We start from the raw sequence: 16,241 nt of genomic DNA, 5'->3' as shown, positions 1-16,241 counted from the left end.
GTCAGCTCGTGTCGTGAGATGTTGGGTTAAGTCCCGCAACGAGCGCAACCCTTAAACTTAGTTGCCAGCATTTAGTTGGGCACTCTAGGTTGACTGCCGGTGACAAACCGGAGGAAGGTGGGGATGACGTCAAATCATCATGCCCCTTATGATTTGGGCTACACACGTGCTACAATGGACAATACAAAGGGCAGCTAAACCGCGAGGTCATGCAAATCCCATAAAGTTGTTCTCAGTTCGGATTGTAGTCTGCAACTCGACTACATGAAGCTGGAATCGCTAGTAATCGTAGATCAGCATGCTACGGTGAATACGTTCCCGGGTCTTGTACACACCGCCCGTCACACCACGAGAGTTTGTAACACCCGAAGCCGGTGGAGTAACCATTTATGGAGCTAGCCGTCGAAGGTGGGACAAATGATTGGGGTGAAGTCGTAACAAGGTAGCCGTATCGGAAGGTGCGGCTGGATCACCTCCTTTCTAAGGATATATTCGGAACATCTTCCTTGAGAAGATGAAGAGGAATGACATTGACATATTGTATTCAGTTTTGAATGCTCATTAGAGTATTCTATAAATGAATGGGCCTATAGCTCAGCTGGTTAGAGCGCACGCCTGATAAGCGTGAGGTCGGTGGTTCGAGTCCACTTAGGCCCACCATTTTTTTATTTGTACATTGAAAACTAGATATGTAAGTAAAATTTATGATTTTACCAAGCAAAACCGAGTGAATTAGAGTTTTAAAAAGCTTGAATTCAAAAAAATAGAAATAATCGCTAGTGTTCGAAAGAACACTCACAGATTAATAACATTTTAGGTTTTCAACCGATTTTATCGTGTTGAAGGTCGAAAAGATTAAGTTATTAAGGGCGCACGGTGGATGCCTTGGCACTAGAAGCCTACGAAGGACGTTACTAACGACGATATGCTTTGGGGAGCTGTAAGTAAGCTTTGATCCAGAGATTTCCGAATGGGGAAACCCAACACGAGTTATGTCGTGTTATCGATATGTGAATACATAGCATATCTGAAGGCAGACGCGGGGAACTGAAACATCTTAGTACCCGCAGGAAGAGAAAGAAAAATCGATTCCCTGAGTAGCGGCGAGCGAAACGGGAAGAGCCCAAACCAACGAGCTTGCTTGTTGGGGTTGTAGGACACTCTATACGGAGTTACAAAAGAACAAATTAGACGAATCATCTGGAAAGATGAATCAAAGAAGGTAATAATCCTGTAGTCGAAAGTTTGTTCACTCTTGAGTGGATCCTGAGTACGACGGAACACGAGAAATTCCGTCGGAATCCGGGAGGACCATCTCCCAAGGCTAAATACTCTCTAGTGACCGATAGTGAACCAGTACCGTGAGGGAAAGGTGAAAAGTACCCCGGAAGGGGAGTGAAATAGAACTTGAAACCGTGTGCTTACAAGTAGTCAGAGCCCGTTAATGGGTGATGGCGTGCCTTTTGTAGAATGAACCGGCGAGTTACGATTTGATGCAAGGTTAAGCAGTTAATGTGGAGCCGTAGCGAAAGCGAGTCTGAATAGGGCGTTGAGTATTTGGTCGTAGACCCGAAACCAGGTGATCTACCCATGACCAGGCTGAAGTTCAGGTAACACTGAATGGAGGGCCGAACCGACTTACGTTGAAAAGTGAGCGGATGAGTTGTGGGTAGCGGAGAAATTCCAATCGAACCTGGAGATAGCTGGTTCTCTCCGAAATAGCTTTAGGGCTAGCCTTAAGTAATGATTATTGGAGGTAGAGCACTGTTTGGACGAGGGGCCCTTATCGGGTTACCGAATTCAGACAAACTCCGAATGCCAATCAATTTTATCTTAGGAGTTAGAACGCGGGTGATAAGGTCCGTGTTCGAAAGGGAAACAGCCCAGACCACCAGCTAAGGTCCCAAAATATATGTTAAGTGGAAAAGGATGTGGCGTTGCCCAGACAACTAGTATGTTGGCTTAGAAGCAGCCATCATTTAAAGAGTGCGTAATAGCTCACTAGTCGAGTGACACTGCGCCGAAAATGTACCGGGGCTAAACATATTACCGAAGCTGTGGATTGTCCGTAAGGACAGTGGTAGGAGAGCGTTCTAAGGGCGTTGAAGCATGATCGCAAGGACATGTGGAGCGCTTAGAAGTGAGAATGCCGGTGTGAGTAGCGAAAGACGGGTGAGAATCCCGTCCACCGATTGACTAAGGTTTCCAGAGGAAGGCTCGTCCGCTCTGGGTTAGTCGGGTCCTAAGCTGAGGCCGATAGGCGTAGGCGATGGATAACAGGTTGATATTCCTGTACCACCAAATTTCGTTTTAAGCGATGGGGGGACGCAGTAGGATAGGCGAAGCGTACTATTGGATTGTACGTCCAAGCAATGAGACTGAGTGTTAGGCAAATCCGGCACTCTTAAGGTCAAGTTGTGATGGGGAGAGGAAATTGTTTCCTCGAGTCGTTGATTTCACACTGCCAAGAAAAGCCTCTAGCTAGAATTTTGGTGCCCGTACCGCAAACCGACACAGGTAGTCAAGATGAGAATTCTAAGGTGAGCGAGCGAACTCTCGTTAAGGAACTCGGCAAAATGACCCCGTAACTTCGGGAGAAGGGGTGCTCTTTAGGGTTAACGCCCAGGAGAGCCGCAGTGAATAGGCCCAAGCGACTGTTTATCAAAAACACAGGTCTCTGCTAAACCGTAAGGTGATGTATAGGGGCTGACGCCTGCCCGGTGCTGGAAGGTTAAGAGGAGTGGTTAGCTTCGGCGAAGCTACGAATCGAAGCCCCAGTAAACGGCGGCCGTAACTATAACGGTCCTAAGGTAGCGAAATTCCTTGTCGGGTAAGTTCCGACCCGCACGAAAGGCGTAACGATTTGGGCACTGTCTCAACGAGAGACTCGGTGAAATCATAGTACCTGTGAAGATGCAGGTTACCCGCGACAGGACGGAAAGACCCCGTGGAGCTTTACTGTAGTCTGATATTGAAATTCGGTACAACTTGTACAGGATAGGTAGGAGCCTTTGAAACGTGAGCGCCAGCTTACGTCGAGGCGTTGGTGGGATACTACCCTTGCTGTGTTGGATTTCTAACCCGCACCATTTATCATGGTGGGAGACAGTGTCAGATGGACAGTTTGACTGGGGCGGTCGCCTCCTAAAGAGTAACGGAGGCGCTCAAAGGTTTCCTCAGAATGGTTGGAAATCATTCATAGAGTGTAAAGGCATAAGGAAGCTTGACTGCGAGACTTACAAGTCGAGCAGGGTCGAAAGACGGACTTAGTGATCCGGTGGTTCCGCATGGAAGGGCCATCGCTCAACGGATAAAAGCTACCCCGGGGATAACAGGCTTATCTCCCCCAAGAGTTCACATCGACGGGGAGGTTTGGCACCTCGATGTCGGCTCATCGCATCCTGGGGCTGTAGTCGGTCCCAAGGGTTGGGCTGTTCGCCCATTAAAGCGGTACGCGAGCTGGGTTCAGAACGTCGTGAGACAGTTCGGTCCCTATCCGTCGTGGGCGCAGGAAATTTGAGAGGAGCTGTCCTTAGTACGAGAGGACCGGGATGGACATACCTCTGGTGTACCAGTTGTCGTGCCAACGGCATCGCTGGGTAGCTATGTATGGACGGGATAAGTGCTGAAAGCATCTAAGCATGAAGCCCCCCTCAAGATGAGATTTCCCAACTTCGGTTATAAGATCCCTCAAAGATGATGAGGTTAATAGGTTCGAGGTGGAAGCATAGCGATATGTGGAGCTGACGAATACTAATCGATCGAAGACTTAATCAAATTTAAAAGTGTTTTGTTTGGTATTATCAAATTTTACTTACTATCTAGTTTTGAATGTATAATTTTTTATACAGTTCATTGTCTGGTGACAATGGCAAGGAGGTCACACCTGTTCCCATGCCGAACACAGTAGTTAAGCTCCTTAGCGCCGATGGTAGTCGGACTTACGTTCCGCAAGAGTAGGACGTTGCCAGGCAGCATTATAGGATGCGATGAGCCGAGACCGAGAGGTCTCTTTTTTTGTGCGCAAAAAAGAGCGGATGGTCCGATAGAGATGAGTTTAATTTAAGGATTACAAGAGCTGGTGCTCTTGTATAAGAACTACTAATTTCGCAAGCGAAAAAGTGGTTCTTTATAAATTAAGAAGTGATACTTTACTTATATAAGCGCTACTAATCTTGCTGACAAGAAAGTAACGCTTTAGATATTAGTCATGCTTTAAAATTGTCAAAGAACGAATTAGTGCATTGGTATGTCCTTCTAGTTGTGAAAAAGGTATGCCACCAAAACCTAAAATGAATTTTACAGATTGCTGTGATTTATCATATTTACTAAAAGGAATAATTTTCAATTTGTTTTCTTTTGCATTTTTTAAACATTGCGTCATAGTCAAACCATTTTTTACAGTTAGTGTAAAGTGCATGCCTGCTAATGCACCATCAATTTCTAATTGTTCTTCATAGGGTTTGAGTGCATCTAATATAAATTTAAGTTTGTCTCTATAAACATTTCTCATTTTATTTAAATGTCTCTCAAAACTACCTGACTGCATGAAGCTTGCAACCATTTTTTGTATATGTGAAGGCACTGTATTACCTTCTTTATTTTCTAGTGTGTTATATAATTTTAACAATTTTTTAGGTAATACTAGGTAGGCAACTCTGCAACTTGGGAATAAAGATTTTGAGAATGTACTAATATATATGACTTTATCTTTTGTATCTAAACTTTGTAATGCAGGAATAGGTTTTCCAAAGTAACGGAATTCCGAATCATAATCATCTTCAATAATGTATCTATTTTCAAATTGCTGTGCCCAATGAATAAGTTGAGTACGCTTTTTTAAATTCATCACATAGCCGGTAGGGAACTGATGAGAAGGTGTAACATAAGCAATATTATTATTAGATTCGTTGAAATATTCTAGTTCAATTCCTGTATTGTTCACAGGTACTTGAAGATAAGTAATTTGTTTTTTGTCTAAAACTTGTTTGATGGGTGGATAGCTAGGATTTTCAATTAAAAAGCGGCCTTTATTCAGTATATCAGTCACTAAATTAATAAGTTGTTCTGTAGAAGAACCGATAATGATTTGTTCTGGATGACATGCTACGCCTCTACTATTAAATAAATAATGCGCTATTTCTTGGCGTAATGTCCATTCTCCTTTGGGATTTGCATGTTGTAGTAAGTTTAATTGGCTATCTTCAAAAGCATCGCGCGCATATTTTCTGAATTGTTGCATAGGAAAGTATTCTGCATCTATTTCTGATAAGTTAAAGGCAAATTCATATGTTTGTTGAGTTTGATTGTCGTTATTTTGTTCATGATGTGTGTTTGATGCATGTATTTCTCTGGTAATAATTGGTAAAGTTTCAACGTCAGATACAAAATAGCCTGATCGTGGCTTGGCGAATATGTACCCCTCATCTGATAGGATTTGATAAGCATGTTCGATTGTTGTATTGCTTACAGATAAATGTTGCCCTAACGCGCGTTTTGAAGGAAATTTATCTCCTGATTTATATTGGCCTTCAATGATTTGTTTTTTTAGATTCTCGTATAGATTGATGTATAAATGCTCTTTTGTCATTACAACTGACCTCCTAAATTAATCTAGAATTGTCCCTTTTTAAATACCAGTTTATCTTTTAAAATGAATTTAATCAACTAAGTAAAGGGGTTAAATAAATATGTCTAAAGTAATTGGATCTGAAAGAGTTAAAAGAGGAATGGCGGAAATGCAAAAGGGCGGCGTCATTATGGACGTTGTAAATGCTGAACAAGCTAAGATAGCTGAGGATGCAGGTGCTGTTGCAGTAATGGCATTAGAGCGTGTGCCTTCTGATATTAGAGCTGCAGGTGGCGTGGCACGTATGGCTAATCCTAAAATTGTAGAAGAAGTTATGAATGCTGTTTCTATACCAGTTATGGCTAAAGGACGTATTGGTCATATAACTGAAGCTCGTGTATTAGAATCTATGGGTGTTGACTATATCGATGAATCTGAAGTATTAACACCAGCTGATGAAGAGTATCATTTACGTAAAGATACATTCACTGTACCATTTGTATGTGGTTGCCGTAACTTAGGTGAAGCTGCACGCCGTATTGGTGAAGGTGCTGCAATGTTACGTACTAAAGGTGAGCCAGGTACTGGGAACATCGTAGAAGCAGTTAGACATATGCGTCAGGTCAATTCAGAAGTGAGTCGTTTAACAGTTATGCATGACGATGAGATTATGACTGAGGCTAAAAATATTGGTGCACCATATGAAATTTTAAAATCTATTAAAGAAAATGGTAAATTACCAGTAGTTAATTTTGCAGCTGGTGGTGTAGCAACGCCTCAAGATGCTGCTTTAATGATGGAATTAGGTGCAGACGGAGTATTTGTAGGATCTGGTATTTTTAAATCAGAAGATCCAGAAAAATTTGCTAAAGCAATTGTACAAGCAACTACACATTACCAAGACTACGAACTAATTGGACGTCTAGCTAAAGAATTAGGCACAGCAATGAAAGGGCTAGATATCAATGAGTTGTCATTAGAAGAGCGTATGCAAGAGCGTGGATGGTAATATGAAAATTGGTGTTTTAGCCTTACAAGGCGCTGTGAGAGAACATATACGTCATATTGCACTAAGTGGTCATGAAGGTGTAGCAGTTAAGCGTGTCGAACAGTTGGATGACATTGATGGATTGATTATACCAGGCGGAGAATCTACTACGTTACGTCGCTTAATGAATCTATATGGATTCAAAGATGCTTTGCAACAATCCACATTACCTATGTTTGGTACTTGCGCTGGCTTAATTATCTTAGCAGCGAACATTGTTGGCGAAGAAGGTTATTTAGATAAACTGAATATTACTGTTCAAAGAAATTCTTTTGGCCGACAAGTTGATAGCTTTGAAAGTGAGTTAGATGTGAAAGGAATTGCCAAAGATATTGAAGGTGTATTTATTAGAGCTCCTCATATAGAAAGTGTGCATGGTGAGGCTAGTGTACTTAGCACAGTGGGTGACAAAATTGTAGCTGTTCAACAAGGCTGTTATTTAGGAGTTTCATTTCATCCTGAATTAACGGATGATTATAGAGTCACACAATACTTCATTGAAGCGATTGTTAAACCGACCGTAATTGAAAAAGTATAAAAAAGGGAGTGGGACAGAAATCTAATTTTTCTAACAAGATTTCGTCGTCCCACCCCGGCAAAGCTGACTAGAAAATGGAATACAAGAGCTAAAGCTCTTGCATAAGAACTACTTGTCTTCATAAATGAAGTAGTAGTTCTTTAAAAGCTTGATAAAAGGGCATTTTAAGTTCAGTCAGCCACTGCCAATATAATAAAAGAGCCTGAGACATGTATTTTGTCTCAGGCTCTTTTGAATATTAAACTTTAGATAAAGAACCCTGCAATGGCTGCAGAAATAAATGAAACTAATGTAGCACCGAATAATAATTTTAAACCGAATCGTGCTACCACATCGCCTTTTTCGTTGTTAAGCGATTTGATTGCGCCAGAGATAATACCGATAGAACTAAAGTTTGCGAATGATACTACGAATACTGAGATAACACCTTTTGCGTGTTCACTCATGTTTTTAACTTCACTTAGACTTTGCATTGCTACAAATTCATTTGATAATAATTTCGTTGCCATAATAGAACCAGCTTGTACAGCTTCATTCCATGGCACACCAACTAAGAATGCGAATGGTGCAAATACGAAACCGATAAGTGTTTGGAAGTCCCAAGTAATACTACCACCTGAAATACCAGTGAAAATGGCACTAACTAAGCCATTGAGTAAAGCGATAATAGCAATATAACCAATTAACATTGCGCCTACAATGACTGCTACTTTAAACCCATCTAAAATGTATTCCCCTAACATTTCGAAGAAGGATTGCTTATTTGTTTCACTTTCTTCAAGAATTAATTTATCTTCTTTTGGATCAACTTTGTAAGGGTTGATGATAGAAGCAATAATGAAACCACCGAAGAGGTTTAACACGACTGCTGTAACAACAAAACGTGGTTCAATTAACGCGAAGTAAGCACCGATAATAGATGCAGAAACGGTAGACATTGCTGAAGCAGTTAAAGTATAAAGACGTTGACTTGGAATATGAGCAAGTTCCTTTTTCAACGAAATAAATACTTCTGATTGTCCCAAAATTGCTGCTGCAACAGCGTTATATGATTCTAAACGACCCATACCATTAATTTTAGATATAACTAAACCTAAAACATTAATAATTACAGGTAAAATACGTGTATATTGTAAAATCCCAATTAATGCTGATATGAAAACAATTGGTAATAATACGTTAAAGAAGAATGGAGGATTTTCTGGATCTATGTATTCAAATCCACCAAACACGAAATTTACACCTTCTGCTGCTTGTGCTAATAAGTAATTAAAGCCTGTTGAAATACCACTAATGACTGTAATCCCAAATTGTGTTTTTAACAAAATAAACGCCATGATAAGTTGTATTACAAGTAATAACCCAACATATTGCCAGCGAACATTTTTTCTGTCGGAGCTGAAAAGAAAGGCTAACCCAAGAAATACTACAATCCCAATTAAACCGATAATAATATGCATATTTTTCATCCCTTTTAATTTTTTCTTACTACCTATAATACAATAAAAGTGAGAGCACTTACATCCTTAAACTAATATTTTTTAATCATATTGGTTGAAAAAGGTCAAAGTTGGTCATATAATATAGTCAAAGAAGGTCAAAAGAGGTGATAATCATGCACAATATGTCTGACATCATAGAACAGTACATTAAGAAATTATTTGAAGACACCAATAAAGACGTTGTAGAACTTCAACGTGCAAATATTGCACAGCGCTTTGACTGTGTGCCTTCTCAACTGAATTATGTAATTAAAACACGTTTTACAAATGAACATGGTTATGAAATTGAAAGTAAAAGGGGTGGCGGTGGGTACATCCGAATCACCAAAATTGAAAATAAAGATGAAACAGGTTACATTAATCACTTACTTCAATTAATAGGACCATCCATTTCTCAGCAACAAGCATATTACATTATAGATGGTTTATTAGATAAAAAATATATCAATGAACGTGAAGCAAAAATGATTTATGCTGTCATTGATAGAGAAACATTAAAAATGGATGTATTATCGAGAGATATTATACGGGCTAATATTATTAAACGTTTATTACCTGTAATAAATTATTACTAAAGCGAGGTGTTTAGTCGTGCTATGCGAAAATTGTCATTTAAACGAAGCAGAAGTTAAAGTAGCAGTAAAAGGACAAGACGGTGTAAATGAAAAATGGGTTTGTTCGACATGTGCTCAGGGTGGCAATCCTTGGACACAAAATCAACAGTTACAATCCCAAGATGATATTGAAGGCGCATTTGTGGTAAAACAAATTTTACAGCACTTAGCAGCTAAACATGGTATTGATTTTGATGAAATTGCTTTTAAAGAAGAAAAAAGATGTCCTACTTGTCATATGACGTTAAAAGATATTGCACATGTTGGTAAATTTGGTTGTGCAAACTGCTATGCAACTTTTAAAGATGACATTGTCGACATTGTGCGTCGTGTGCAAGGTGGTCAAATAGAACATACAGGAAAAACACCTCGATCTTCGCATAGAAAATTAGCACTAAAAAAACAAATTGAAGAAAAAAATTCATATTTAAATCAGCTTATTGAAGATCAGAATTTTGAAGAAGCTGCAATTGTTCGGGATGAAATTAAAGCATTGAAAGACGATGGCGAGGTGAAACATGATGAGTGATAATGATATTAGTGCATACATGAGTGAATGGATGCGCGATAAAGAAGAAAGCCCTGTCGTGATGTCTTCAAGAATCCGATTGGCTAGAAACTTAGAAAATCATGTCCATCCATTAATGTTTCCGTCAGAGCAGGATGGTTATAGAGTGATTAATGAGGTACAGGATGCGCTTCCTGACTTGTTTATGCAACGCTTAGATACTATGGATCAGCAAAGCAAATATAAACTTGTTGCGAAACATCTCATAAGTCCTGAATTAATCAGACAACCTGCCTCGGCAGTGTTGCTCAACGATGATGAATCATTGAGTATCATGGTGAATGAAGAAGATCATATTCGAATTCAAGCTATGGGAAATGATTTATCACTGCAAACATTGTACGAGAATGCTTCTACTATAGATGATACACTTGATAGTGAGTTGGATGTAAGTTTTGATGAAACATTAGGTTATTTAACAACTTGTCCGACAAACATTGGAACTGGCATGCGTGCGAGCGTGATGCTTCATTTACCGGGTTTAACAATTATGAAGCGTATGAATCGCATCGCTCAAACGATTAACAGATTTGGTTTTACGATAAGAGGAATATTTGGTGAAAGTTCGCAAGTTTATGGTCATATTTATCAAATTTCAAATCAACTGACTTTAGGAAAAACGGAAGAAGAAATCATCGAAAGTTTAACTGAAGTTGTACAACAAATCATTAATGAAGAAATGCAAATTCGCGAACGTATGAACCGTCACAATCACATTGAAACATTGGACCGAGTATATCGTTCGTTAGGAATATTAAAATATAGTAGACTGATATCTATGGAGGAAGCATCACTGAGATTAAGTGAAGTGAAACTCGGTATTGATTTAGGCTATATTGAATTAGAAAACTTCAAATTTAATGAGTTAATGGTAGCAATACAATCGCCATTCTTATTAGATGATGAAGATGACAGAGTAGTAAATGAAAAAAGAGCAGATATATTAAGAGAACATATAAATTAGGAGGTCATGCTATGCTATTTGGTAGACTGACAGAACGTGCACAGCGTGTATTAGCACATGCTCAAGAAGAAGCAATTCGCTTAAATCATTCAAATATTGGAACAGAACATTTACTTTTAGGGTTGATGAAAGAGCCTGAAGGTATTGCAGCTAAAGTATTAGAATCATTTGAAATTACTGAAGAAAAAGTAGTAGAAGAAGTAGAAAAATTAATCGGCCATGGTCAAGAACAAATGGGCGCTTTACACTATACACCTCGTGCGAAAAAAGTCATTGAATTATCAATGGATGAAGCAAGAAAATTACACCATAATTTCGTAGGAACAGAACACATTTTACTTGGTTTAATTAGAGAAAATGAAGGTGTAGCAGCACGTGTATTTGCAAACTTAGACTTAAATATAACTAAAGCACGTGCACAAGTTGTTAAAGCATTAGGTAGTCCAGAATTAAGTAATAAAAATGCACAAGCTAATAAATCTAATAACACACCAACCTTAGATAGCCTTGCACGTGACTTAACTGTTATTGCAAAAGATGGCACACTAGATCCAGTTATTGGTAGAGACAAAGAAATTACAAGAGTAATTGAAGTTTTAAGTCGTCGTACTAAAAACAACCCAGTACTGATTGGTGAACCAGGTGTAGGTAAAACTGCAATTGCAGAAGGCCTAGCTCAATCAATTATTAAAAATGAAGTGCCTGAGACACTTAAAGGCAAACGCGTAATGTCACTTGATATGGGAACAGTTGTAGCTGGAACGAAATATCGAGGCGAATTTGAAGAGCGTTTGAAAAAAGTAATGGAAGAAATTCATCAAGCAGGTGACGTTATACTATTCATCGATGAATTACACACATTAGTTGGCGCAGGCGGTGCGGAAGGTGCTATTGATGCATCAAACATCTTGAAACCTGCACTTGCACGAGGAGAACTACAATGTATCGGTGCAACGACATTAGATGAATATCGTAAAAACATTGAAAAAGATGCGGCACTTGAACGTCGTTTCCAACCAGTTCAAGTCGGTGAACCAACAGTTGAAGATACAATTGAAATCTTAAAAGGATTACGTGATCGTTATGAAGCACATCACCGTATTAACATTTCAGATGAAGCGGTAATTTCAGCAGCTACTTTAAGTCACCGTTATGTTTCAGATCGTTTCTTACCTGATAAAGCAATCGACTTAATTGATGAAGCAAGTTCTAAAGTTAGACTTAGAAGTCATACTACACCACCGAACTTGAAAGAATTAGAACAAGAAATTGAGCAAGTTAAAAATGAAAAAGACGCTGCAGTACATTCACAAGAATTTGAAAATGCAGCAAATCTTCGTGATAAACAAACGAAATTAGAAAAACAATACGAAGAAGCTAATAATAATTGGAAGAACGCACAAAATGGCGAGAATACTTCTTTATCAGAAGAAGATATCGGAGAAGTTATCGCTGGCTGGACTGGTATTCCATTAACGAAAATTAATGAAACTGAATCAGATCGTTTATTAAACTTAGAAGATACACTTCATAACAGAGTTATTGGACAAAAAGCTGCTGTAACGTCTATCAGTAAAGCAGTTAGACGTGCGAGAGCTGGGTTGAAAGATCCTAAACGTCCTATCGGTAGCTTTATCTTCTTAGGTCCTACAGGTGTAGGTAAAACTGAATTAGCTCGTGCTTTAGCAGAGTCTATGTTTGGTGAAGATGACGCAATGATTCGTGTGGATATGAGTGAATTTATGGAGAAACATGCAGTCAGTCGTTTAGTTGGTGCGCCTCCAGGTTATGTAGGACATGATGATGGTGGTCAATTGACTGAAAAAGTAAGACGTAAACCTTATTCAGTTATCTTATTTGATGAAATTGAAAAAGCACATCCAGATGTATTTAACATCTTGTTACAAGTGCTTGATGATGGACATCTTACTGATACAAAAGGACGTCGTGTAGATTTTCGTAATACAGTAATTATTATGACATCAAACGTTGGCGCACAAGAATTACAAGATCAACGCTTTGCAGGTTTCGGTGGCGCATCAGAAGGCCAAGATTACGAAACAATTCGTAACACAATGATGAAAGAATTGAAAAATGCTTTCCGTCCAGAATTCTTAAACCGTGTTGATGACATTATTGTATTCCACAAACTTTCTAAAGAAGAATTGAAAGAAATTGTAACAATGATGATTAACAAACTAACAGATCGTCTATCTGAACAAGATATCAACATCGAAGTTACAGATGCGGCAAAAGAAAAAATTGCTGAAGAAGGCTACGATCCAGAGTATGGTGCTAGACCATTAATTCGTGCAATTCAAAAAACAGTAGAAGATAACCTAAGTGAATTAATTTTAGACGGTAATCAAATTGAAGGTAAAAAAGTCGAAATTGATCATGATGGCAAAGAATTTAAATATAATATTCAAGATAGAAAAGAAAAAAAGAAAGATAAAGAAACAACAGAATCATAAGTTTAATCACTAAAAGTGAGCTTATTAAATTATAGCGCCTCTCAAATGTGTTAGTTCGCCTTTGAGAGGCGCTTTTTATTTAATAATAGAAAGTTTAAATCATTCTTTAAAAACTAGGATATCATTTTCATTCGATAAATTTATAATATTATTGGTAGTATATATCTATGCATGGTATTTTATAAAAACAGCTTTAATGTAAATGAAGTTAGAGACAGGTATGAGTAAATGTAATTGAAAAGACTAATCGTAAAGACCGCAGTGAGTTAAATAAGATTAAAATTTGTTTTTAAACAGGTTGAGGTATAAAATAGATTTGTTCAATGAAAGATGGAGGTGCAATAGTGGCCAAGAAGAAAGTTGTTTTTGAATGTATGGCATGTGGCTATCAGTCCCCAAAATGGATGGGCAAATGTCCAAATTGTGGTGGCTGGAACCAAATGGAAGAAATTGTTGAGCAAAAGGCGGCAAGTCCAAAACATGGCGTGCGCAGTCGTGATCGCGACAACGTTTCAAAAGTACAGAAGTTAAATGAAATTAAACAAGAAACGACACCACGTGTTAAAACTAAGTCAGACGAATTTAATCGTGTGCTCGGCGGAGGTATCGTTAATGGTTCGCTCGTATTGATTGGTGGAGATCCTGGTATAGGGAAATCAACATTACTATTACAAATATGTGCGGCACTATCACAATCGCATAACGTCTTATACATAACAGGTGAGGAATCATTAAATCAAACTAAGCTAAGAGCTGAAAGATTGGATGAAGATTCAAGCGAACTTAATGTATTTGCAGAAACTGATTTAGAAGTCATTCACGAAACAGTAAAACAATTAAAACCGGATTTACTTGTAGTTGACTCAATCCAAACGATATTCCATCCGGAAATTAGTTCAGCACCAGGCTCAGTGTCTCAAGTAAGAGAAAGTACACAAAGCTTAATGAACATTGCTAAACAAATGAATATTGCAACATTTATTGTGGGACATGTAACAAAAGAAGGTCAAATTGCTGGTCCACGTTTATTAGAACACATGGTAGATACAGTACTTTATTTCGAAGGTGACGAACACCATGCATATCGTATTTTGAGAGCGGTGAAAAACCGTTTTGGTTCTACAAATGAAATGGGTATTTTTGAAATGAAACAAAGCGGATTGAAAGGTGTTAAAAACCCATCCGAGATGTTTTTAGAAGAACGTTCGACAAATGTGCCTGGCTCGACTATCGTCTCTACAATGGAAGGCACGAGACCCTTACTCATAGAAGTTCAAGCTCTTGTTACGCCAACGACATTTAATAATCCTAGACGGATGGCAACGGGTATTGATCACAATCGTTTGAGTCTGTTGATGGCAGTATTGGAGAAAAAAGAAAATTATTTACTTCAACAACAAGATGCGTATATTAAAGTTGCAGGTGGTGTAAGATTAACAGAACCTGCTGTTGATTTAGGTATCATTGTGGCAACTGCTTCAAGCTTTAAAGATCTAACAGTAGATGGTTTAGATTGCTTTATAGGAGAAGTTGGACTGACTGGAGAAGTGAGACGCGTATCTCGTATAGAGCAACGTGTACAGGAAGCAGAGAAACTCGGATTTAAACGTATTATTATTCCAGAATCCAATATTGGCGGATGGCAATTCCCTAGTGATATTAAGGTCATTGGCGTGAAAAGTGTTCACGAAGCCTTAAAATACGCTTTGACAAAACAATAAATTAAATTCCCAAAATTTACAGATGAGAAAACATTTAATCTGTATAACTTTATAGAGAAAGGGGTGTTATAACTTGAACATGATAAGAATCATTGTTATTTTGTGTTATGTTATTTTAGGCGCTAGTTTAGGCGTATATCTTATTCCAGAAATTGCTGTGGATACTGGGTTAAGTGATTATATGTTATTAACTAATAACTATTTCAATGGACTACTTGGTATTGTTATTTTCTTTTTAATTTTTGGTTGGTTTATTAAAAAAGCGACATTATCGTTGAAAGAATTAGAACAAACTATAATGCGTCAAAGTGCTGTAGAAATTTTGTTTGCTACAATTGGACTGATGATCGGTTTAGTTATTTCTGTTATGATATCATTTATTTTTCAAATTATAGGTAATAATGTGTTGAACCATTTTGTGCCAATCATTGTTACAATTATTTTAGGTTATTTCGGTTTTCAATTTGGCTTACGCAAACGTGATGAAATGTTATTGTTCTTCCCGGAAAATATGGCGCGCTCGATGTCTATTAACGCACGTAATGCAGTGCCAAAAATTATTGATACAAGTGCTATTATAGATGGTCGCATTTTAGATATTATAGAGTGTGGTTTTATTGATGGTGAAATACTCATACCACAAGGTGTCATCAATGAATTGCAAGTTGTTGCTGATGCAAATGACAGTGTGAAACGTGAAAAGGGTCAACGAGGGTTAGATATTTTGAATTCACTATATGATACTAATCATCCTACGCGTATTATTCATCCGACGAAGTCTCATAGTGACATCGATGCAATGTTAATTAAGTTAGCACAGCACTACAGAGCACATATTATCACTACTGATTTCAACCTCAATAAAGTGTGTCATGTGCAAGGTATTCAAGCGTTAAATGTTAATGATTTATCCGAAGCGATTAAACCTTCAGTACATCAAGGTGACCGTTTTAACTTATTACTTACTAAAATGGGTAAAGAATCAGGACAAGCAGTTGGATACTTAGATGATGGAACAATGGTTGTTGTAGATAATGCCAAGAAACATATCGGTGAGTATATTGATTTAGAAGTAATCAGTTTATTACAAACGTCATCAGGAAGAATTATTTTTGCAAAAAAGATTAATTAAATAAATTACTAAAGGTTTTATATGAAATGTAGCTAAAATTGTTACAGTTTCACATGAAACCTTTTTTTGATAGTTGAATATAATTTTTATAAAATTTGTGTGCTGATCACT

At 38.0% G+C, this 16,241-nt stretch carries 10 protein-coding genes, 1 tRNA gene and 3 rRNA genes (1 of these 14 running past the window's edge); 12 read left to right on the top strand and 2 right to left on the bottom strand.

Annotated elements, in window-relative coordinates:
• The 4 genes from MHB47_RS11840 to rrf form a co-directional block, all read left to right on the top strand.
• Positions 1-480: ribosomal RNA gene (locus MHB47_RS11840) — 16S ribosomal RNA — on the top strand; it begins 1,073 nt to the left of the window's first position.
• A gap of 103 nt (positions 481-583) precedes the next feature.
• Positions 584-660 (top strand) — tRNA-Ile (locus tag MHB47_RS11835).
• A 193-nt stretch (positions 661-853) separates the two neighbouring features.
• Positions 854-3,777, top strand: a 23S ribosomal RNA gene (locus MHB47_RS11830).
• 81 nt (positions 3,778-3,858) lie between these two features.
• Positions 3,859-3,973, top strand: a 5S ribosomal RNA gene (rrf, locus tag MHB47_RS11825).
• The 16S, 23S and 5S rRNA genes sit together here with 1 tRNA gene alongside, the layout of an rRNA operon.
• 231 nt (positions 3,974-4,204) lie before the next feature.
• Here rrf and pdxR read toward each other — a convergent pair.
• Entirely contained in the window at positions 4,205-5,590 is a 1,386-nt protein-coding gene (gene pdxR / locus MHB47_RS11820) for a MocR-like pyridoxine biosynthesis transcription factor PdxR (protein WP_340756856.1), read from the bottom strand.
• A 100-nt stretch (positions 5,591-5,690) separates the two neighbouring features.
• Here pdxR and pdxS point away from each other — a divergent pair, with 100 nt between their 5' ends.
• Together pdxS and pdxT are read left to right on the top strand one after the other, a co-directional pair.
• Positions 5,691-6,578 (top strand): pyridoxal 5'-phosphate synthase lyase subunit PdxS, encoded by an 888-nt coding sequence (gene pdxS, locus MHB47_RS11815; RefSeq protein ID WP_002508592.1) that lies wholly within the window; start codon positions 5,691-5,693, stop codon positions 6,576-6,578.
• 1 nt (position 6,579) lies between these two features.
• Positions 6,580-7,155 carry a pyridoxal 5'-phosphate synthase glutaminase subunit PdxT gene (gene pdxT, locus MHB47_RS11810; protein ID WP_340756854.1) on the top strand — a complete coding sequence of 192 codons (576 nt, stop codon included), beginning with the start codon at positions 6,580-6,582 and terminating at the stop codon, positions 7,153-7,155.
• 245 nt (positions 7,156-7,400) lie between these two features.
• Here the strand turns inward: pdxT and MHB47_RS11805 are convergent, their stop codons facing one another.
• A complete protein-coding gene (locus MHB47_RS11805; protein ID WP_340756853.1) occupies positions 7,401-8,615 on the bottom strand; it encodes a NupC/NupG family nucleoside CNT transporter in 1,215 nt (404 codons plus the stop codon).
• 155 nt (positions 8,616-8,770) lie between these two features.
• Here MHB47_RS11805 and MHB47_RS11800 point away from each other — a divergent pair, with 155 nt between their 5' ends.
• The 6 genes from MHB47_RS11800 to MHB47_RS11775 all read left to right on the top strand — a co-directional run bounded on the left by MHB47_RS11800 (position 8,771) and on the right by MHB47_RS11775 (position 16,130).
• Positions 8,771-9,232 (top strand): CtsR family transcriptional regulator, encoded by a 462-nt coding sequence (locus tag MHB47_RS11800; protein ID WP_002508589.1) that lies wholly within the window; start codon positions 8,771-8,773, stop codon positions 9,230-9,232.
• A gap of 16 nt (positions 9,233-9,248) precedes the next feature.
• Positions 9,249-9,800 (top strand): UvrB/UvrC motif-containing protein, encoded by a 552-nt coding sequence (locus MHB47_RS11795; protein ID WP_107519094.1) that lies wholly within the window; start codon positions 9,249-9,251, stop codon positions 9,798-9,800.
• Positions 9,793-10,803: a protein arginine kinase gene (locus MHB47_RS11790; RefSeq protein WP_021339720.1), complete on the top strand. Its 1,011-nt coding sequence runs from the start codon at positions 9,793-9,795 to the stop codon at positions 10,801-10,803. The genes MHB47_RS11795 and MHB47_RS11790 overlap by 8 nt, the downstream gene beginning before the upstream one ends.
• Before the next feature lie 11 nt (positions 10,804-10,814).
• Positions 10,815-13,277, top strand: coding sequence for an ATP-dependent Clp protease ATP-binding subunit (locus MHB47_RS11785; RefSeq protein ID WP_340756850.1), 2,463 nt, complete (start codon positions 10,815-10,817; stop codon positions 13,275-13,277).
• A gap of 344 nt (positions 13,278-13,621) precedes the next feature.
• The gene (gene radA, locus MHB47_RS11780; protein ID WP_340756848.1) at positions 13,622-14,998 is read left to right on the top strand and encodes a DNA repair protein RadA; all 1,377 of its coding nucleotides are present in this window, start codon (positions 13,622-13,624) and stop codon (positions 14,996-14,998) included.
• A 73-nt stretch (positions 14,999-15,071) separates the two neighbouring features.
• Positions 15,072-16,130, top strand: a complete 1,059-nt coding sequence (locus MHB47_RS11775; protein WP_021339719.1) for a PIN/TRAM domain-containing protein — start codon at positions 15,072-15,074, stop codon at positions 16,128-16,130.
• The last annotated feature ends 111 nt before the right edge of the window (positions 16,131-16,241 follow it).

This window comes from Staphylococcus sp. FSL K6-3157 (genome assembly GCF_038005145.1).
Lineage (GTDB): Bacteria > Bacillota > Bacilli > Staphylococcales > Staphylococcaceae > Staphylococcus > Staphylococcus equorum.
The sequence above is the reverse complement of the archived record's forward strand: the minus strand, read 5'-3'. Positions and strand labels throughout refer to the sequence as shown.